General features: G+C 42.4%; 16 protein-coding genes and 1 tRNA gene. 2 read left to right on the plus strand and 15 right to left on the minus strand.

Features of this window, described 5'->3' with window-relative positions; translation table 11 throughout:
• Positions 1 to 337: 337 nt before the first annotated feature.
• The 7 genes from MSMAS_RS01115 to MSMAS_RS01145 form a co-directional block, all read right to left on the minus strand.
• Entirely contained in the window at positions 338 to 1,561 is a 1,224-nt protein-coding gene (locus tag MSMAS_RS01115) for a SufB/SufD family protein (RefSeq protein WP_011033037.1), read from the minus strand.
• Positions 1,543 to 2,286, minus strand: coding sequence for an ABC transporter ATP-binding protein (locus tag MSMAS_RS01120; RefSeq protein WP_011033036.1), 744 nt, complete (start codon positions 2,284 to 2,286; stop codon positions 1,543 to 1,545). The genes MSMAS_RS01115 and MSMAS_RS01120 overlap by 19 nt, the downstream gene beginning before the upstream one ends.
• Positions 2,287 to 2,797: 511 nt before the next feature.
• Positions 2,798 to 3,466, minus strand: coding sequence for an MBL fold metallo-hydrolase (locus tag MSMAS_RS01125; RefSeq protein WP_011033035.1), 669 nt, complete (start codon positions 3,464 to 3,466; stop codon positions 2,798 to 2,800).
• Positions 3,467 to 3,584: 118 nt separating this feature from the next.
• Entirely contained in the window at positions 3,585 to 4,556 is a 972-nt protein-coding gene (gene nrpRI / locus MSMAS_RS01130; protein ID WP_011033034.1) for a global nitrogen regulator NrpRI, read from the minus strand.
• A 778-nt stretch (positions 4,557 to 5,334) separates the two neighbouring features.
• Entirely contained in the window at positions 5,335 to 5,868 is a 534-nt protein-coding gene (locus tag MSMAS_RS01135; RefSeq protein WP_048039307.1) for a DUF5817 domain-containing protein, read from the minus strand.
• Between the two features lie 2 nt (positions 5,869 to 5,870).
• Positions 5,871 to 6,545, minus strand: coding sequence for an undecaprenyl diphosphate synthase family protein (locus tag MSMAS_RS01140; protein WP_011033032.1), 675 nt, complete (start codon positions 6,543 to 6,545; stop codon positions 5,871 to 5,873).
• Between the two features lie 104 nt (positions 6,546 to 6,649).
• Complete coding sequence (locus MSMAS_RS01145) at positions 6,650 to 7,834, minus strand: redox-regulated ATPase YchF (protein ID WP_011033031.1); 1,185 nt, start codon at positions 7,832 to 7,834, stop codon at positions 6,650 to 6,652.
• 171 nt (positions 7,835 to 8,005) lie between these two features.
• Between MSMAS_RS01145 and MSMAS_RS01150 the strand changes: the two genes are divergently transcribed.
• Both MSMAS_RS01150 and MSMAS_RS01155 read left to right on the plus strand, forming a co-directional pair.
• Positions 8,006 to 8,077, plus strand: a tRNA-Arg gene (locus tag MSMAS_RS01150).
• A 276-nt stretch (positions 8,078 to 8,353) separates the two neighbouring features.
• Entirely contained in the window at positions 8,354 to 8,770 is a 417-nt protein-coding gene (locus MSMAS_RS01155; protein WP_048036635.1) for a cupredoxin domain-containing protein, read from the plus strand.
• Positions 8,771 to 8,953: 183 nt separating this feature from the next.
• Here the strand turns inward: MSMAS_RS01155 and MSMAS_RS01160 are convergent, their stop codons facing one another.
• The 8 genes from MSMAS_RS01160 to mtaC form a co-directional block, all read right to left on the minus strand.
• Positions 8,954 to 9,742, minus strand: coding sequence for a helix-turn-helix transcriptional regulator (locus MSMAS_RS01160; RefSeq protein WP_011033029.1), 789 nt, complete (start codon positions 9,740 to 9,742; stop codon positions 8,954 to 8,956).
• A gap of 351 nt (positions 9,743 to 10,093) precedes the next feature.
• Entirely contained in the window at positions 10,094 to 10,879 is a 786-nt protein-coding gene (locus MSMAS_RS01165) for a helix-turn-helix transcriptional regulator (protein WP_011033028.1), read from the minus strand.
• 128 nt (positions 10,880 to 11,007) lie between these two features.
• Complete coding sequence (locus MSMAS_RS01170; RefSeq protein WP_011033027.1) at positions 11,008 to 12,936, minus strand: hydantoinase/oxoprolinase N-terminal domain-containing protein; 1,929 nt, start codon at positions 12,934 to 12,936, stop codon at positions 11,008 to 11,010.
• A gap of 147 nt (positions 12,937 to 13,083) precedes the next feature.
• Positions 13,084 to 15,099 carry a hydantoinase/oxoprolinase family protein gene (locus MSMAS_RS01175; protein WP_011033026.1) on the minus strand — a complete coding sequence of 672 codons (2,016 nt, stop codon included), beginning with the start codon at positions 15,097 to 15,099 and terminating at the stop codon, positions 13,084 to 13,086.
• 395 nt (positions 15,100 to 15,494) lie between these two features.
• Positions 15,495 to 16,487 carry a cation diffusion facilitator family transporter gene (locus MSMAS_RS01180; RefSeq protein WP_011033025.1) on the minus strand — a complete coding sequence of 331 codons (993 nt, stop codon included), beginning with the start codon at positions 16,485 to 16,487 and terminating at the stop codon, positions 15,495 to 15,497.
• A 386-nt stretch (positions 16,488 to 16,873) separates the two neighbouring features.
• Positions 16,874 to 17,458 (minus strand): acetate uptake transporter, encoded by a 585-nt coding sequence (locus MSMAS_RS01185; protein ID WP_011033024.1) that lies wholly within the window; start codon positions 17,456 to 17,458, stop codon positions 16,874 to 16,876.
• Between the two features lie 55 nt (positions 17,459 to 17,513).
• Positions 17,514 to 18,899, minus strand: coding sequence for a methanol--corrinoid protein co-methyltransferase MtaB (gene mtaB / locus MSMAS_RS01190; protein WP_011033023.1), 1,386 nt, complete (start codon positions 18,897 to 18,899; stop codon positions 17,514 to 17,516).
• Positions 18,900 to 18,911: 12 nt separating this feature from the next.
• Positions 18,912 to 19,688: a methanol--corrinoid protein MtaC gene (mtaC, locus tag MSMAS_RS01195; RefSeq protein ID WP_011033022.1), complete on the minus strand. Its 777-nt coding sequence runs from the start codon at positions 19,686 to 19,688 to the stop codon at positions 18,912 to 18,914.
• Positions 19,689 to 20,508 lie beyond the last annotated feature (820 nt).

Here is a 20,508-nt window from a genome sequence, read left to right on the forward strand (position 1 = left end):
TATATTCCTTATCCAATTTGCAAATTAAGGTTTAATGAGCTTGCCTGTTTTAAGGTTTATCTAACTCAAAAAGACCTAATCTTAAAATCATGCTTTATGCTCGTTAAAATCCACTTATACCACAAAAGCCGGCAGGTTTCTCCTTTTCTCCTGCCGGAACCACACACCCTTTTCTCAATTAAAAAATACCTTATTCTTTTCTCAATTGTAAAACCTGTCTTTTCCAATGTTTTTTTCAGCGGCTGCCTCTTCCCCTCCCGGCAGTTCGATCTTTTTCCTAAGGCTTTTTCAGAGAAGTTTTTCCGGGGAGACTCAGAAGTCCCCCGGCCTGCAGAAATTACATTCCAAGAGCTGTCTGTGCAATCGTGTTTTCTATTTCTTCCTTAAGCTCTTCCGGGATTCCCCTTATACCCACGTCCAGGAAGCCTCTTATGATCATTCCGACTGCTTCATCCTCGGTAAGCCCTCTTGCCATCAGGTATTCCACCTGGTCTTTAGCAATTTTTCCAACGGCTGCCTCATGAGTAAGCTCTATGTCGTCCACATTTGCCTCCAGTATAGGGATTGCAAGCTGGCTGCCTTTATCGGTAAGGACAAGACCTTTACATTCGAGGTGACCTTTTGCACCCTTTGCGTTTCCTATCATTTCTCCACGTGCAATCAGTCTTCCGCCTATGGTAATTGTTCTTGAAATCAGCTCTGCTCTTGTACCCGGGGCATTAAAAATAGCTTTGCTCCCAAGGTCAAGCTCGGAACCCGGGTGCGCAATTGCTATGGTATTGAGCCTGGTTACCGCCCCCTCTCCTTCGAGCCTGACAGTCGGGTACGTCTGTACAGAGCGCACGGGCTTTAAGCAAATATAATTACTGACATAAGTCCCGCCTTCTTCAACACTCACAACCGTTCTCGGGCGGACTCCTATCTGTTCTGCCCAGTTGTGGATCATTGTAAAATTCAGGGTGCCGCCTTTCTTTATGTACATCTCGGAAATCCCAAGGTGCAGACCTTCTTCAACTCCTTTTTTAGTTGTACACCCCGTTATTATGTCAAGAGTCGCCCCTTCCTCAACAATTATGATGTTATGTACTGTCTGGGCTGCCTTTTTGCTTCCCAGCATAAGGCATGTCTGGACAGGCATGGAGGTTTTCTTTCCCGCAGGCACTCTGATAAAATAACCGTCAGCGTCTTCCAGATAGGTTTTTGCGGTGTATTTGTCGGCATCCACCTGAACAAGTTTCCAGGAGTAATCTTTAAGCCATTCGTATTTTTCCATAGCCTTGTGGGTTGACATCAGCTCCACGTTTTTATCTTTAAGGGTTGAGTGAGAAACCGCATTATCCAGTACCAGAAAACTTCCTGACCTGCCTTCTTCGCTCGGGATCACCCCTACCTGGAGCAGTGTCTTTTTGCTTTCTTCATCAAGAGACTGGAGGTCTTCAATTGGTTTGCTGACCTTAGAACCTTCTTCGTATTTTTCCAGTTCAAAGTCCTCTCCGAAAGCCGCTTTCTTCTCAGCTGCGCTCTCGGCTCTTTTTTTAAGGCTCACCTGTTCAGTCTGCATGTTATACACTCCTGGTACCCTTTGTTTTTAATCTCTTCAAGCATTTTCATAGGATTCCCCGAACACATAACCGTGCCGTTGCAGAGGATATATCCCCGGTCTGCCTGCACATAGTCCAGAACCTGGCCTGTGTGTGTAATAATAAGAGCCGATTTACCTTTCGTGCATCTCTCTCCTGGGCATTCCAACCCTTCGGCAAGCAGTTCTTTTATTGTCATCCCTACCTGCTCGATACTCACGAGATCCACTCCGGATTCGGGCTCGTCCAGAAGATAGAGCGTCGGGTTCTGGGCTGCAAGCTGGAGAAGTTCGGAGCGTTTAATCTCCCCTCCTGAAAAACCAACGTTCACATCCCTGTCGAGAAAACGCTTCATATCAAGGTTTTCTGCAAGTGCTTCAGGGTCTTTCTTTCCTTTTGATGTTACTTTTACAAGGTCCCCGAGTTTAATCCCTGTCATATCGGGCGGACGCTGCATCATAATACCAAGCCCGCGGCGGGCTCTTTCATCCACTGGAAGGTGAGTAATGTCCTCTCCATTGAACAGTATCCTGCCTTTCAAAACCTTGTACTCGCTGAAACCCATAATCGTCCTCATGAGGGCAGACTTCCCGGCTCCGTTTGGTCCGAAAAGTACATTTGTGTACCCTTTCTCAACCTCGAGGTTCACATCATGGAGTAAGATTTTTCCGTTGACCTCTACAGTCAGGTCTTCTATTTTTAGCATGGTATTTTCTCCCTTTATCTCTTTCCGGATACGGTTTCCCCGATTTTCTTCGTATCCTGAGAAATAGCCGTTTAGAGTGAGTCCACTTAGTTCTATCTGGCAGAATAAGGACCAAGATCAGGCTGGCCTGACAGCTCTGTCTCATCTCCGGTTCTCTGCACAAAATCCTTTATCCCTTTTGGAGGGCATTATATTTCTAATTATATGTTCTCTGAGTGCTTCCGAACATTCTTTTGAAAATAAAATAACAAGTTTGTATTGAATCCTGAATTAAAACACTTAATTAAAACACTTAATTAAAACACTTAATTAAAACCCTGAATTGAAATTCTTCCAGATCCAGCAACCTGAATCAGGCCGATTTTGAGGTTATTAAAAGATAATCTTCAACCGCCTGAAATATAGAAATTCCTGTGTAAGCTGTCTGATAGTATAAGATGTACGATAGGTCTTCACTTTTTCTAGAAAAATAGTATTCATCAAATTATTATCTTGTTAACTTCAGTCTCACTTAATATGTTGTTAACTCCAGTTTCAGGCCAGCTTGAGTTTCCATAAATTTCGTGCGGAAAAGCTCTTTTATTTTTTCCTTATGGGTTGTGCAGTGTCCGGCTGCTATCAGTTCCATTCCTTCGAGCCTCTCAAATCTGTCATCGTCGTGCAAGCCGCCAATAATTCCTTTAACTTCTCCGTGACAAAGAGCAGCGTCCAGAATTGCGGCAATGCCTGGGTGAGCACAGCCCGTAAGGACGTAGGATCCTTTCTCCGTACACAGAACCAGGGACTGTTCCTTTATTTTTTCTCCCAGTTCCCCTGTACTCCAGATGCCATCAGATATCTCAATAGACTCCTTCACCTCTATCAGCTCAGCTCTCTTCCGGATTTCCCTTTTGAGGTTCTCTGAAAAAGATGCAGGAACATAAACTGTAATGCCGGAGTTTGCGTTAAGGATTTCTGGCAGACCGCCTATATGGTCCCAATGCTGATGGGAAAGAACCAGTTTATTTACACAGGCAGGGTCAATGCCTATTTTCTCCATATTCTTTAGAAGAAGAGTCCCATCCCAGCCTGTGTCGAAAAGAAGGGTTTCAGTGCCTGTTTCAATTAGAGCTGAAAACCCCCAGCTTCCTGTTAAACCGGGACATGCTTCATTATCGTACAACACTGTCAGCCTGAGCATTTTCCTGCCTCACGTTTCCATCTTAGTTTTTGCCTGTATTTCAAAATTTGATTTATATTAAATTTATATTAGATTTATATTAAATTTGTATTAGATTTATATTTGATTTATATTAAATTTATATCTCTTTCATTGTCTGATAATCCAGCATGGTAGAAATTGGGTTTGTCTCTATTTCAATTCCTGTTTCCTCAAGTGCGCAGATCCCATTAATTCCTCCCACTACCGCAGCCCCGAACTTTCCGGTTTCAACCGGAGCTCCAAGTAAATACTCATCAATTTCTCCCAGAGTGATACAGCCTGCAAGACCCACTTTTTCTGCTTTTTTCAAAATTTTTCCTGTCATCTCGTAAGCAGAGGAATTTATCTGACGCATATTGGCAAGTATTTTTCCTTCCCCTTTCTCAAGTACTTCAAGAACTGAAGTAGGAGTCCTATTCATAAAAATCTTTATTGGGTCTATAGAGGTCCCGCTGTAAGAAATAAGGTCAAGGAAACGTGCAGGTTTTTTGTTTTCTATCTGGAGTATCCCTCCGTAAGCAGGTTCTACGGGAATTCCTGCTTTCAGAAGAAGCCCGTCAAAAGTGACGCTGCACACGGTAGCTATTCCTATTTTCCCCGGAGGCAAAGACATTTCCAGCGAATCCTCTTCGAAAATTCTTACTCTCGGGCTTATCATATAGCCTGCGTGAGCAGTATACGAAATTAACTCGATAACAGTTTCGAAATCATCTTTGTCAAAATAAGAGATATTTACCACAACATCCCCTTTGTCAGTTTCAGGGTTATAGGTGGTTCTGAATGCCATTTCTTCTATCCTGGATATTACAAAACCGAAACGGTCCCCAATGAGGGCGTCATTCATTTCGTTTTCCCCAAGATCAGTAAGTGTACGCCCGGCGTATCCGTGCTTGCGTGTAAACCCTCTCTCATCCAGGATCCTGAGGTGGTAACGGACAGCCCGCTCTCCTATATCATAGCCCCGGTTGTTCAGTTCATCAGCTATAGCCCGGGCACCTATGGGCTTGTCACTTTCATGAATCACCCTCATGATTTCAATGAGTTTTCTTTCTATTTGCGGATCCATCATGTCTATAACACCGTTATATCCTGTATAAATTCCGTAACGTTTACGGATAATAATGATAAAACCACAGAAGCCACATAATAAACCTTTTATGGGTGACTCTGATCGACAAATTCCAGGTGGTTTCAGTGGGGTTTCAGTATAATAGTTCCCGGATCACTTAATAGGTATTTTTTCAGTAAGCTCCGGATTAATATAATAATTTATGAATCTCATTGCCTATTATCCAGTTACTCAAACCGGATTCTTTTTTGCTTTTAAATGCTTAATTATAGTAAATCTTTTCGTACTTAATATATGTTTGTCTTATTCAACTTCGTAATAAATGTGCTAGAAACCACGGAAAAGAGATTTCCTGACAACAAAAAGTTCTTTAACAAACTCTTTATTAATTTTCCTTTTATTTTATCTCTGTCATTTGAACTGATAACCTTATTAAGTGCTATTTTTAAAAAGTATTTAAAAGTGGATATATCAACCGTAAATTTTCATTCGGGATTATGTACAGGAATTATATACTTGAATTATGTGGGGGAATTATGTGCAATGATTATGTAGGGAATCATGTGAGGAATTATGTGGAGGAATTATGTGCAATGATTATGTAGGGAATCATGTGAGGAATTATGTGGAGAAATTATATGCAATGATTATGTGGAGGAATTATGTGCAGGGATTGTACCAGAATAATCTACAGTGGTTCTCTGCAGGAACTATCTATAATCAGGTACGGTAATGAAATCTCAACATCTATCAGCAGTATATCAGATTATGTTCATAGTTATATGAGTTTTACAACCCCTGGTTCCGGAGAATAAAGCTCTCCTGTTTCCAGAAGTTTTTTCAGGATTATCTCAAACCTTTCCTTACTTATCCCTTTTTCCAGAGCTTCCTCACGAAACTCTTCTATCTTCATCTTCCCACATGAAGATTTAAGGATCTCACTCATGATTGACTTCTGGTCTCTTTTAACTGATATATTTCCGGGAGCAGCTCCTGATGCCAGAGGTTGTGCCTTTTTCTGTACAGCTTCGTTTTCAAAACCTGAGCTGCCAGAATCTTCTGAAAAGGTTTTCAGGGAAAAAGTTTCTTTTCCTTTTCCGGAAATCTCAGCTTGCAGACGAGTCCTGAAGTCCACAGCTTCAGGTAATTCCTCAAAAGAACCGAACACTCTAAGTTTTCGAGCATGCAGGAGTGCTCCGCATTTCTGGCATCTCAGAGTCTTTTTTCCGGTTTCGCTTATCTGAGCATGCTGCCTGCATTTAGGGCAGACAACCACAACATAATGACTTCCTGTCCTTTCCCCAAACTCCATCTTTATTTCCCGTACCTTCTCTGTCTTTTCTGAAAGTCCCTGATTACTCTCAGGAGATCTATTTTCCTTACATCTTTCCAGTTAACATCCGTAAAATACAGTTCCGAATATACGGACTGCCAGACAAGGAAATCCGAAAGCTTCTGCCCTCCTGAACGGATCATTATATCCGGCTCATGCTTAACAAGGAGGTGTGATTCAAGCATTTTTTCGTCAACTTCTTCAGGCCTGATGCGCCCTGCCTTAACTTCGTCAAGTATAGAAATTACAGCCCTGGTGATTTCCCCTCTCCCTCCAAAACCAAGGGACAGATATACAAAAAAATCCTTGCCCTGCCGGCTGCAATTTACTTCCCCCTCAAGACCGCATATTTCGTACCCTGTTCCGGAAGGAAGGCCCATAAAACTTTCTTCCAGCTGTTCACCAAGAGTTGAGGCAAGCTCGGCTTTCATAGTCTGGTCAGCCTTCAGGATGTCCACATAAATGCTTACGAGTTCCACCTTAAACTTTCTGAATGTAAGAAGCGCGGTCAGGAGTTTTTCAATCCCTTTATATTCGAGGAGGTCGGCCTCTTTGAGAATAAGAGCCACATGTGCAGGGATCTTTGTAGCTGACCTTGTGATTTGCCAGGACAGATACCTCTCATAAAGTGGCTGACCAAAGGAAAGCAGGTCCATTGAGTATTCCTTCCGAATAAAGCCTTAAATTCGGTGTTTTTTTAATTCTTATTTCACCCGGCAGTTTTTTCCGACATGAGCTTTTCCGGTCTTTTCTACGCGGCTTACTTTGCAGTAGATACAATTTTTATTACATCTCCATTTTTCAGTTCATGTTTTTCCCCGAGCCTCAGCCTTGTCCTTGCATCCACTGCGTACAGGAAACGGTCTCCTATTTCTGTATGGATCTGGTATGCGAGATCGTGGCAGGTAGATCCCTTTTTCATGAGATAAGCATCCGGAAGCATATTTCCAAGTTTGTCAGACCATTTCCCTTCATCTTCTACCGGATATACTACAATCAGGTCCAGAAGTTCAAAGACAGTCCTGTTAATGCACTCCTGAATGCCTGTAGTGCCGAACCGCTCAAGTACCTTATGGATGGCTTCAAGCCCTTTTTTCTGGGCTTTTGTAATCTCTTCCGTAAGCAGCTCGAAATCTCTATCTCCGGGGGTGTATTTTATTACCCCTGCCTTTGCAGCTGACCTTAAAACCAGTTCAGCTGCTGCACTTGTAGATACTACTATCCTGTCAAGTTCTCTGAGTTTTTCCAGGTTCTCTCTCGGGGCAATATCAGTCTTGTTTGCTGCGATAAGCATGGGCTTGCTTATCTCCCTCATGGTATCGCAGAGGCGTATCATGTCTTCTTCAGTCCACTTAATATGATCTATCCTTGAAAGCCCTGTTTCAATCAAGGCGGCGTTTACATGAGATTCCTTTATCCCTGCTCCGGCAAGCTGTTCTGAAATTACCACTTCAAGCTTGAGCCCTTCAGCCTGGATTTTTCTGGAAAGCTTGACCCAGTTCCTCTCAAGAATCCCGTAAAGCCACATCGTAATTTCCCTGTTCAGGAAAGCCACGTCGTCAAGGGGGTTGTGGTCTCCGATATCCACAGGGTTGCCTTCAGCGTCCGTCCCGCCTGAGGCATCTACCACGTGAATTATTGCCTGAGCCTGCCTGAGTTCGTCCAGGAATGTGTTTCCAAGCCCTCTGCCTTTACATGCGTCAGGCACAAGCCCTGCAACATCTATAATGTCAATAGGAACAAGCCTGACCCCGTCCACGCACTTCCCGCATGTTTTTCCTTTCTCTTTGCACGGGCATTCCGCCCGGACATATGTGACGCCGTGGTTGGCATTTATGGTTGTGAAAGGATAGTTTGCAATCTCAACATCTGCAAGGGTAGCCGCTTTAAAAAAGGTGGATTTGCCCGCATTGGGCTTTCCTGCAAGGCCTATGGTCATCGACATAAATTATAAAAAAGAACTTGTTGCATTTAATCTTTATTGATATTGAAGTCCCTTGAAAAAGGTTTTTCCTCTCTTTTTTCAGAGTTATCTTATTGAATTATTGCACGCCTGGCTTTTTTTCAACAATAAAGTTTATATTCTAGAATGTGCTTATCAGTGGTGCTCGCTTGCGTCCCGATAGGGTAGTGGATATCCTTGAGGCCTGCGGAGCCTTAGACCTGAGTTCAAGTCTCAGTCGGGACGTAAATTTTTATTTCTGGTTGTTTTTTGGTTACATTCCGCATTTCGTTATACCACTGCTTCTTCTGGATTTTTGCATCCCTGCTTTTTACTATTTTTTGTTCCAGATTTTTTGTACTTAATGTTTTGATTTAACTTTCTATGCTCCTTTTGTTTTTCTTTTAATTTCAGTTTTTATCCTTTATTTTTTGTTTCTTTCTCACCAATCTTTTAAAATCTATCAAAAAGGTAATCTATATAAATTAACTTATAAATAAAGGCTTAAGGATGGTGAGATCCATGAAAGGGAAAATTCTGGTTTTACTTCTGGTATTTGTGTTTCTGTTTGCTTCCGGTTGTGCCGGAGAAGACTCAGAGGCCGCATCTGAGGAATCAGATTTAGAAGCCTCTGCAGAGCCGCAGGATGATGTACAGCAGGAAAATGTTAGTTCTGGGTCCGCAAAGGATCATGTTGTCCGCCTTGAATACTACAAAGTAATAAGACCTTCAGAACTGGATGTCCAGACAGGCGATACGGTCTCATGGTGGAGCGGAAAAAGGCAGGGAACCTATATTCTCGTCAGTGAAGAAGGACTCTTTGAGGATCAGGAACTTGCTTACAGTGTTCCCTATAGCTATACTTTTAACAAGCCCGGATCATATCTTTTCACTGTAAAAGATGTTCCGGAAATGAATGTTACTATCAGGGTGAACTGAGAACCTCAGTTTCCCCTTTTTTTAAAAATTATTTTTTCAGCAGATATCTGCTTTCTCTATGATATATGAAAAAAAGAATACATAACATAGTATAATAATTCTTTTTAGAAAAACAGTACTTTACTCTTGCAGGATCATTGCCCTTTAAAGTTTATTTTCTAAAATTAATAAGGGGAAGTTCTTTCAGACCCTGGTAATCGGCCTTGCCATACTCTTATAGTGGTCAAAAAGTTCTTTTCCCCATTTAAGTGCACTTTCATCAAAACTTACCAGGTTATGATTGTAATAGATCCCGCTGTTGCAAAAGAGGGACAGTGCCATAAACTTCTCCGTAACTATGCTTGATGCAATTTTCATATTATTGTTATTGCACACATACAGCTTTGTATACTTCAGGTTCAGGAAATGCTCAAGTTCTTTTTTGTAGTCGTTAAGCATCCTGTCATAGACATATTCCGTAAATACAAGCGTAATGTCCGTACCTTTTGCAGCAAGCTCTATACAGAGAGAAGGGTAGATTGGAAGGAAAAATGATGAGGATATCATTACCTTCTCTGATTCGGATAGGTTTTTAACCACTTCTTTCGGATACTCAAAAACATGGTTTCGGTCAGGATTCACTTCTATATAATTTCCAAGCTTTCCGATGTCATCCAGAAACTCGGGAGGAATTGACGTCATGTCCTGGTTTACCCAGTAGTTGTGGTTTTTATCAAATACATTAAATGTTTCAAGAATAGCTTTCATCTTGGGAACCAGAATCTCTCCGATACTTGAAAGCTTATATAGCCTGTTATTTTCAACAATTAAGTCCTGCTTCATCAGGATCTTTATCTGGGTCATAATCGGGCTTGAACGTACATCAAGTGTGCTTTTAATCTCCTCGATAGTTTTGGGTCCGTCCAGAAGAAGCAGAAGCAGGTTTTTCCTTTTTTCTGAAAGAAAGAGAACATCCAGTAATGATGATTCCATCTAATTCCCTCTCTTGTTTTTCATCCTGTTATATTCAACATTGTATATATCTCTATACCGGAAGTTTAATCACTTCTCAACTATCTCCATAACCATTACCGTTATGGAAAAAGTATTCACAGGTTAAGGGCTGCAGGAACATCCTGAAAATTGCCATTTTTGCGTAACAAATTACTACTATAAGATATATAATTATTTTTCATTAAGCTGGTCCTGATGTTCCCATTTCAGGGCTTTATCCGGCAAAACCCCGATCGATTATTTCTTTATATGCATGAAAAACTAGACAGGGTTCATATCTGGAATTAGCTGGGGTTTTCATCTTTGTTTTTCCTCCCTTGCATTTTTAAATTATATCTTATTTACCTGTTTGGAAAGTCTCTTAAGATAATCGAATAATTCCTGTCCCCACTTCAGAGCAGCAGGCTGAAAACTCATAATGAACTGCTGGTCAAACTTACCATTTTTATCAAAGAGCCCGAGAAGCATTATTTTTTCAGTTACCGTAACTTCTGAGATTTTTATACCTTCTTTTGAGATATAAAGGCTTACGTTGTCCATACTCATTAGCTCTTTTATCATATTTGAGTGCTCGTTTGACAGGTGGTCCCAGACGGACTGCGTAAAATTAAGAGAAAGTTCGGCATCCTTTCTGCCAAGTTCAACATACAGAGGCAGATAAGCAGGGTTGAAATAGGAAGCAAAGGTTGAAGCCATTTTTGCATTTGCCATACTATCAATAATCTTCTGGGAGGGCTCATAGATGTGGTTCAGATCCGGCTCTATCAATGTACAATCCCCAAGCTCAGAAATTCTTTCAAGAAGATGGCGGGGGATCGAATTCAGATCGTGACCTGTCCAGTAACAGTTGTTTTTTTCAACAACTTCAAGGGCACTTATCAGCGGCTTAACCTTTTTAATTATAAACTCTCCAAACACCGTGAGCTTATACATCCGGTCTTCCTGGACAATAAGGTCGCTGTCTATTAGCTTCTTTATCTGGGGAAGAATTGAAGTGGCAGTAACATCCAGCTCTTCCTTAATTTCATCAATATTTTTTGAGCCGCTATCCAGCAGTATTAGAAGATTTTTTCTTTTATCAGAGCGGAAAACAAGATCAATAAGCGAAGACTCCATTTCTCCCTACTTCCTGCAGTATGGTTTCCTGCGATATGCCGCCAGTCCTTACTGCCGGCAGGCTGTTTCTATGGCTGTTCCTTTTCAAATTCAAAATTTCTCCGACTCTTTTGGGGGTGAATGTAAATTCAGTCTGTTGAAAAACCAGGAGCGCAGACCCCTACGAATGTTATCTTTGTTTCCATCGGGGTTCGTTTCCAACCGGGAGGGACAAGGTACTCTATGCTGGTGTCTATCTTTATTGAATTGTCAGGAAGCCCGAAATCTTTCATAGAATCCAGAATGAGTTCTTCCCCGACTTTCTGGGAATATTCCATTGCGGTCCTGTAATGTTCGAATTTTTTTCTTCCGGCCGGGGTAAATACAAGGAAATTCTGATCCGGGTTTTCCATTGAATTTGGTCTTATAGTAATCTCAATTCTTTTAATTCCTTTCCCTACAAGAGCTCCCACAGCATTTCCTACTCTTGCCTGCTCCGGGACAATAATTTCCGCATCAATAAGAGACTTCAGCTCCCCATAGTAAGCTTTTACAGGCCCTCCAAGAAGAACTATTGGAATGTTTACTTTATACTGGACAGGCACTTCTTTTTCCAGCAGCATTTTTATCCCGTCTTTGCCCTTACCTTCCATTATAAAGGACATCAGGCTGTAAGCCATATTTTTTGCAACCTGTTGCTTTACTTTTTTACAGAAAGCGATAACTCCCATCTGAGTAAAGCGGGAGAGTTTTCTTGCCCCTATCTGGGCGGCTTCCACATCCCATTCCGTATATTCTCCAAGGACATGCAGGGCATCTGTTGGTGTAAATCCTATTGCCTGAATTGCCCTCTGGTTGAGAAGGGAATCAAGAACAGCAGGAGAGGGAAACCGATTCATTTTATTTAATATGTCATGTATGGAGACAGGTTCGTCTCCTATCGCTTCAAGCAGTTTCTGTTCACTCTCTGTAGGGTTGTTGAGCGTAGCTCCGGTACTTACAAAAAATTTTGTGGGCTGGAGATGTTCATTGAGCATTGTCCTCAAAGGTATGGGATTTTTCTCCAGTTTTTCTTTGAAATTGGGATAGTTTACCGCAGCAAAACAGAGGGGTATAACTCTTCTCGGGCCTACCCTTATGCATTTTTTGAACCATATATGGCTGTCTCCCCCGTTTGCGGAGCTTTCCATTTTTATGGCTTTTACACGGGTCTGCCAGCCTCCTACAACAGCTCCTTTTTCGCAGAGCTCTGGAACACCATTTTTAATTATGGAGACATCCGTGCTCGTCCCTCCTACATCAATTACGGCACATGTGTCAAGCCCCGAGAGGTGTGAGGCTCCCATAATACTTGCAGCGGGACCGGAAAATATAGTTTCAATAGGTCGCAGCTTTGCTCCCTTTATATCTATGACAGAACCGTCACATTTTAACATCAGGACTTTGGCATCGATATTTCTTTCCTTTATTTCATTCATGATTGAATGGATAAACTGGTAGGTTATGGGGATTAACTGGGCATTTAAAACTGCCGTAGCAGCTCTTTCGTAAGCTCCAAGTTCCTGGGATAGTTCATGTCCGCAGACTACGGGATGCCCTGTAAGTTTAAGGATTACTTCCTTTATCTTGATCTCATGTTCAGGATTTCTGGTGCTGAAATAAGAAGAAACAGCAAATGCGGACACTTTATTTTTAAAGCTAACTGCAAACTGCTCTACAGCCGCAATGTCAAGAGGCTGGAGCTCATCTCCATTGCTATCGTGACCCCCGTTAACCATGATAGTATAATCGGCTGGAAGCTCCCTTGGGACGGTATAGTTTCCTACAAGGATCAGGCCAACAGGATATCCTGTCTTTTCCAGAATGGTATTTGTGGAAAGAGTTGTGGAAACCGACACAAGTTTGACTTGTTTTAGATATTCCGGGTTCAATTCATTAATTGCATTCCGAATTCCGGTCATCAGGTTTGGATAGGTGGTAACCGCTTTACCGGTATCAAGGATCTTGCTGTCCGAATCCCTCAAGATGACAGCATCCGTGTATGTTCCACCTGCATCAATACCCAGACTATATTGCATATCAAAACAGCCCCATTTTTTATTCTAATTGGCGATTTATATCATTTTTAACTATATTAATCCCTTTTAGCCGGATTTATAAAGTTATGCCTCAAGATATATATTTTTACTTATATTGTTCGACATTTCCGTTACTTCTTACTTCCCTCAGGCAATCACACTATTCTTCGGGATTCCTATCCCTACATAAACAAGTTTTGTCTCCAGAGGGACATCCGTCCAGCCGCTTGGTGACAGATGTTTTCTGCTTACGTCTATTCTTATATCTTCTTTCCCAAGACCTGCATTGATCATATAATCCATAACAAGCTGCTTTCCAAGTTTTTCGGCATATTCGAGAGCTTCGGAATATACTTCAAATTTTTTCCTTTCCGATGGTGAAAAGACAATGAACTCGGTTTTCTTTTCCTGCTGCTGGAGTGTATCTTCTATAACTTCACTCTCCGGCGCTGCACAGTGTTCCTCACCTTCAGGCGTCTCTTCTCTGGATTTGGGGATGAACCTTGTTTTTATGAGAATCTCCACCCTCTTAATTCCTTTTCCGACAAGAGCCCCAACTGCATTACCGACATCAGCGTGTTCTGGAACTATAAACTCGGCGCTGATCAGCTTTCTCATGTCTTCTACATATGCTCCCACAGGACCTCCGAGAAGAACGACAGGAATTTCTACTCTGAAACGAGTAAAGTTCTTTCCCTTGAGCACTCTGTCAATCTCTTCTCTGGGCATTCCTTCTATCATATATGCGATGAGGTCTTCTGCAATATTACGTGCAACCCTGCGCTTTACTTCTGCACTGAAATCTTCAGGGTCCAGTTTAAGTGGTCTCCCAAGTAAGTAAGCTCCTATCCTTGCAGCTTCAACATCCCATTCCGTATACTCACTCAGGACGTGCAGGGCATCGGTAGGTGTAAAGCCTATAGCCTGAATAAGCCTTTTCTGTATAAGAGAATCAAGTATTGAAGGCGAAGGGCGTTTTTTCAGGGCTATGAGCAGGTCTCCGAAAGAAACAGGATCTTTTCCTATATTCCTGTAAATTTCCCTTTCCCCTGCTTTTAACTCTATAGGTCTGAACCCTGTCCTGACAAAAAACTTCGTTACCTGGATATTTTCACAGAGGTAACCTTTTGCTACCCTGTTATGCTTGAGCTTCTCCCTGAATCCCGGATATATAGCAGAAGCCCTGCAGAGAGGAATGACTCTTCGGGGTCCCACATTGATCCTATCTCCCTTGAGCCAGATATGGCTGTCACCTCCGGTCGCTGAGGTCTCCATGCGGATAGCTTTTACACGGGTCTGCCAGCCTCCAACCACCGCGCCCGAGCTGCTGAGTTCCGGAAGCCCGTTCTGCATCATGGCAACATCCGTACTCGTCCCTCCTACATCGATTACGGCACATGTATCAAGCCTGGTAAGGTGTGAGGCTCCAACAAGACTTGCTGCTGGGCCCGAGAAAATAGTTTCAATGGGTTTTTCCAGAGCCTCTTCTATCCCGACCACTGACCCATCGCATTTCAGCATCAGCATGTTTGCGTTGATTCCGCGACTTTCGAATTCTTCAATTATTGCCTGGATGAACTTATGAGTAATAGGGATCAGCTGGGCATTCAGAAAAGCAGTTACAGCCCTTTCATAGGCTCCGAGATCCTGGGATAGTTCATGCCCGCAAACAACCGGCAGTCCGGTAAGTTCCTTTAAGGCTTTTTTAACTGCAAGCTCATGTTCAGGGTTCCGGTTGCTGAAATAAGAAGAAACTGCAAAAGCGGAAACTTTACTCTGTACTTTGAGTGCGAATTCTTCTACTGCATCAAGGTTCAGGGCTTTTAATTCTTCTCCATCGCTGTTATGCCCGCCTGAAACTGCTATCCAGTAATCAGTGGGAAGTTTCTCAGGGATCACATAGTCCCCCACCATAATAAGCCCTACAGGAAATCCCGTGCTTTCCAGAATCGTATTTGTGGATAGTGTGGTGGATACTGATACCAGCTTTATATCTCCAAGGTATCCCGGATCCAGTTTGTCAATTGCATTTTTCATTCCAGGCAGAGGGTCGGGGTAGGTTGTCAGAGCTTTGCTTGACTCAACCACTGCTCCGTCCGAATCCCTCACGATAACGGCATCGGTATATGTGCCCCCTGCATCAATTCCAAGACTGAAGTGCATTTCTTCATTAACCTCTTTTATGAATTGGATAGTAGCTTCTTAAGGCTTTCCAGAAAGTATTCCGGTCATTCTTTCCTATGGCAGGCCGGTTATCGAGAATACCAGCCTCTGTCAATTCCATCACTGGTTAAAGCCTGATATTATAATTAAGTCTGAATAGTTGTTAAACTTGAAGTAACCAAATAGATATCTGATGATAACTGAATTATATTAAAGGCAGATTTTAAGATTTTAACATCCAGAAAGATTATATTTCCTGAAAGATTATTTTTACCATCTTTGATGAATATAGAAATTAATATGGTAAAAAGCCATCACCAGTAAAACCTTCGTATCAGGTTTATAAGTATCTCCCTATTTTATTTTTCTGAATTTATAATTATTTACTTTCTCTGTCAGGCCAGCATTTTATCCTGAGTGTTTATGCCCTTATTTTCTTTTCTTCCTTCTTCAGAGAATTCCATCTTTTTCCTGAAAGAACAATTTCTTCCAGGGTCAGGCTCTGCTTTTACAAGAGCATAAATGTCTTCTCCATATACTGTTTTTAACCTATTTTCCACTCTGTCTGCAATTTCTGCAACTTCCTGAATGTTCAATGAATCACTTACGGTAATGCAGGCATTGATAGCTATCCCATTCCCTATTTTTCGTGTTTTAAGCTCCCCTGAGCCCGTAACCCCTTCTGTTGTGTTTATTATCTTCCTGATCTTTTTATTGTCTTCCTCATCAAGAGAGGCTTCTATAAGTTCATTGGCAGTGCCATAAAGGAGTTTGCCAGAAGTTCCCAGAAGATAAAGGCTCATGAGAGCCGCAATAAAGGAATCAGTTACAACCCAGTTTTTTCCGGGGAGAAAAGTACACCCTATTCCCAGAGTAACAAAACAGGAGAGAAGTAAACTTCTAATCTGAGCGTTTCTGGTGTAAATGCCGGTTCCTGATAAAGTACCTTCAATTTCTTTTCCTTTACTGCTGAACAAAGGAATAATTTCTCTTGATACCAGGGTTAAAGAGGCTGCGGATAGTGCGAGGATTTCAGGGGCTTCTGTCTCTCTCCCCTGTATAAATATAAGCAGTTCCTGTGAAGCCAGGCTTATTGACTCGATACCGGCAAAAAGGAGTATACATGCCCCTGCTCCAGTAAAGAGGGTTGCAACCTTTCCATGTCCGTAATTATGGCTCCAGTCTTCCGGTTTACTGGCTATAAAAACTTCAAGAAGCTTTTTAAGTTCATTGATTAATTCAGAAAATGAACGGATAGAATCCGCAATAAGTGCTGTGCTGTTTCCTAAAAATCCTGCAAGTAATTTAATAAGAGTTAATGCAAAGCTAAAAAAAAGGGCTTTATATGATATTTTCAGGGTTTTATTCAGGTTTTTCTCCGCTTTCATCAGAAATTCACCATCAATGAATTTTGTCCTTCTTCGGTAAAGCGGGCCCTAAAGGGTCTAAAAGAGGTGTATGTGTTATCTAAAATTTAGCATTCCTCGAACGCCTACATCTTCCCCAACGCGGTACAGAACGCAGTATTTTAAGCCAGGTATGATCAATAGATACGGAGAGGGGGATAAGTTGAAAACACAGATTTAGAATCTGTGTTTTCAAGGGTTGGTGTTTTTTGGGCTTTCTATCCTGTTTTTGCCCTTTCGTTTTGTGGGTTTTGTAGGTCGTCGAGGTTGGTGTAGTTTCCTCAGATTCCGTTTTTCGTTCCGTTTTTCGTTCCGTTTTTCGTTCCGTTTTTATTTACTGAGGATGTAATGCTGTCATTACTTTATCTTTAGAGTGGAGCGACTGCCTTTCCATGGATTTCATTCATTACCATGGCAAGAGCCGTATACATGGACCCGAGGCCCATAATAAGTCCGACATATCCGGCCACTACAAGCAGACCGGCGTTTCCGGTTGCGTTTACAACGGCCAGCAACATAAATAGTATAAATAATGTTACAAATACAAACTGAAGGGCTCTAACTCCGATTTTCATTGTAATGATCAACATGACAAAGGTGTACACACCCCAGGTAAAGAGATAAGCGGCCATAGCGATTCCAGAGGAGGGGGAAGCCCAGCCCATTGCAGGCATTACAAGCAGTCCGGCAAGTGAGAACCAGAAAAGGCCAAATGCTGAAAATGCTGTTCCTGCAAAAATATCTCCTTTCTTCCAGGACATAATTCCTGCAAACACCTGGGCAAATCCTCCCAGGAATATTGCCATGGAGACAATCATTGACTCTACAGGGTATACGCCAATATAGCTCAGACTTAACAGAACTGCGGCAAGACCCAGCCCTGTAAAACCAAGAGGGGCGGCGTTTGCTGTTTTATCAACAATTACGGTAGAAGTTCCTGCGTTTTCGCTCATGATTATTCTCCTGAAGCCATTTTTGAAAAAAAATTAAAAAAAGGAAGTTTAGGGCTTAAAGCCCGTAGTTTTCTGGTTTGAAAACTGCAACTTCCTGCTTGAATTTGGTCAGGTTGTCACTCATGAACTTGTCAGCATCGTCGGTAAGAGCTTCGAGGTCGGCTTTAACCTTTGCAAGTGCATTGGTTTCGAACCTTGTGAGTTTCAGCTTGCCGGAGCCGACACCTTCTTCTATGAGGTTGCAGCACTCGATTGCAGCATTCTTGGAACGGAGGTAGTTGTTGTTTCCGTCTTTTGCGATTGCCTGTCCAACTCTGTAGGCGTTGTCATAGGCAAGCACATATCCCTGTGGGTCTCTGTACCTGTCAGAGAGCACGAGGATGTCCCTGAGGTCCTTTGCCTTTCCGGTTTTGAGGGCGACGTTCATCATGGAACAGTCGTATGCAAGGGTTTCGGACCAGCACTGGACGGTTGTACCACCGAATTCACCGTGGTATTCAACGGACTCGTTGGACCAGAGGTCACAGCACTGCATAACGAGGTTGCCCATCAGGTCAGAGTGTGCGCAGGTGGAGGTCTTACCTTCCTGAGCGATTGGTACACCTGAGATGGCTTTTATGATGGAGTTCTCGTAACCGCAGTCTTTACCTGGGCCTGTTGCGCCTGCTTCATATGCACAGAGTGACCTTGCTGCAGAGATTGCCCTTGCAACAATTGCAGTTGTGTGGGCAAGGTTCTTGTCAAGGAGACCGCCTGCAATGAACATTGCAGTGTTTGCCTGGGCACAGTCTGTGTCACCGGCGGAAACAGTTCCGGTCTTCTTTGCAATGTCAGAAATGTCTTTCCAGACCATTTCCATGTCCATGCTGCCGAGCACACCGATACCGAAGAGGATGCCGGCAGTGTCGTTCCTGAGGATGGAATAGTCGAAGACTTCCTTACCGCCCATGCTCTCTACTGAAAGCAGGTCAGCACCGTTCTTGGCTACTTCTTCAAAAGCTTCCATAAAGACGCTGTACTTGTCTCCTCTGAGCTGGAGGTAGTCGCGGTCTTCACGGATGTCACCAATAGTGTGGCGGAGTGCGCACTTTATGCCGTATTCATCGTGGTATTCTTCCATGATGGTTTTCTGGGCGTGTGCAACAGCTCCTCCCCAGTCAGGGTTGTTGGACATCTGTTCAACGTGTTCGGTTTCAAGAACTATAGATGGAGCACCGATCTGGACCATCCTTGCCATGATGTCAGTGGTGATCCTTTCGTATTCCTTAACGAGTTTTTCTTTAGATTTTCCTGCCTGAGGTCTTGGAGCATAGTTCACTTCGGGGGTTGTGTATCCTGCACCAATTTCGAGTCCAAGGCCTGCCTTTACCGGGAATTTACATTGCCCGAAAATAAGTTCATCTGCGTTAGCGTAAGCCATTGAAGTGTATTTCTTTACCATTTTGCTCCCTCCTTAGTGCTTGTGGAATTCCTCTCTTAATGCTGCGATATCTGTGGTACCTGCTACGATTGCGTCAGCAATCTTGGGGGCATCAGCAGCTTCTTCACCATAAACTCCGAGGTCATACTGGGACACGAAGTCCTGGTTCACAGCACCGCCACCGCATGCAAAGGGCAGTTTGATTCCCTTCTCAAGGAGTTTGTCATTGATTTCCTTGAATGCATACATGGTGGTTGTCATGAGGGCAGTACCTGTAAGCAGTATCGGCTTCTCTTTTGTAACACATTCAATGACCTCATCTACAGGAACATCTCTTCCGAGGTCAACTACATCATAGCCGTTTGCTCTCAGGAGGGCAACAACAATGTTCTTTCCGATGTCATGGACGTCACCTTCTGCGACATGGCAGACAACCTTGCCCTTTGGCTCGGGAACTTCTGTGGTCTTGGTCTTACAATATTCGATACCTGCAAGCATAGCGTCAGCAGACATCATAACGTTGGGGAGGAAAATGATACCATCATCATAAAGCTGGGTTACAACTCCCATTCCTACCATAAGGGCATCGTCAATAAGGGCAATCGGGTTCTTTCCTGCATCGATTGCTGCCTGAAGACCATCTACAACATCGTCTTCTTCTCCCTCGTAGATAGCTTTTGCAATTGGATAAATGAGTTTATCCTTGGGGTAAAGCTCTTCTGCTGCTTCGTCAGGTGTCATTTCCTTTTCGAGGGCGACGTTGTAGCGTACTAATATGCCATCGACATCTTCCAGTTTCAAATCCAACATATTTTAACCTCCATTTTAATAATGAAGAGATCTCAGATTGCTCAGATCTTTGATCCTGCAAGTTGAATCTTCCTGAATTTTCAGGTATTTCATCCCGAAATACTGTCTGAAACAATGAAAATGAATTCGAAAACCTCCAGATCGAATTCTTTCCATTGTGAGAGTTGGATAACCTCTTGGTGGTATACTGGTCGCACGATAGTGCCGAATTACAGGCCAGGTTCTCGTTTTTCAGGCTCCTTAGGAATACTATTTATTTCCTGGGGTTCAGGTTTTTTCCTATTCCTATTTCATGTGCCTTTTAGCCTTTTCCCAGTTAACTAATGAAAGGTGTACTCCCTTTATTATTCGGGAATTCACTTGCAGATGACAGTTGGAGTTTCTGGAATATACCTTCATCTGTGCTAATTTTTGAGCAGCTATAATTTTATAATTATGGCTTCAATTTTCCAGGCAAATGATTTTATAAAAAAGAACTGTTTTTTTACCCCGGTTTATTTAATCAATGGCATCAAAATTTATGAGGCAATTATCGCCTTTTCCAGAATATTTCTTACTGGAATCTTAATTTAACTAAAGATTCTTTTTTGAGCTATGGAGGTTATCAAGTGGACTTGATTTCTATGAAATTTTTATTAAGGCAAAATATTGATCTGCCAGGGCTTTCTCGTAAATGCAAGCAAGTGAAATTAACTTGCTGAGTTATATTTCTGTATCTTTTCAGATATTTTATTTCTCTTCTTTATATATTAGAAGACCTTTGAAAGTCCCATATTTCTAATTGGTACAGGTTCTAATTAAACCTTACTTTTTGCCTTCT

It is taken from the genome of Methanosarcina mazei S-6, assembly GCF_000970205.1.
GTDB classification, from domain to species: domain Archaea; phylum Halobacteriota; class Methanosarcinia; order Methanosarcinales; family Methanosarcinaceae; genus Methanosarcina; species Methanosarcina mazei.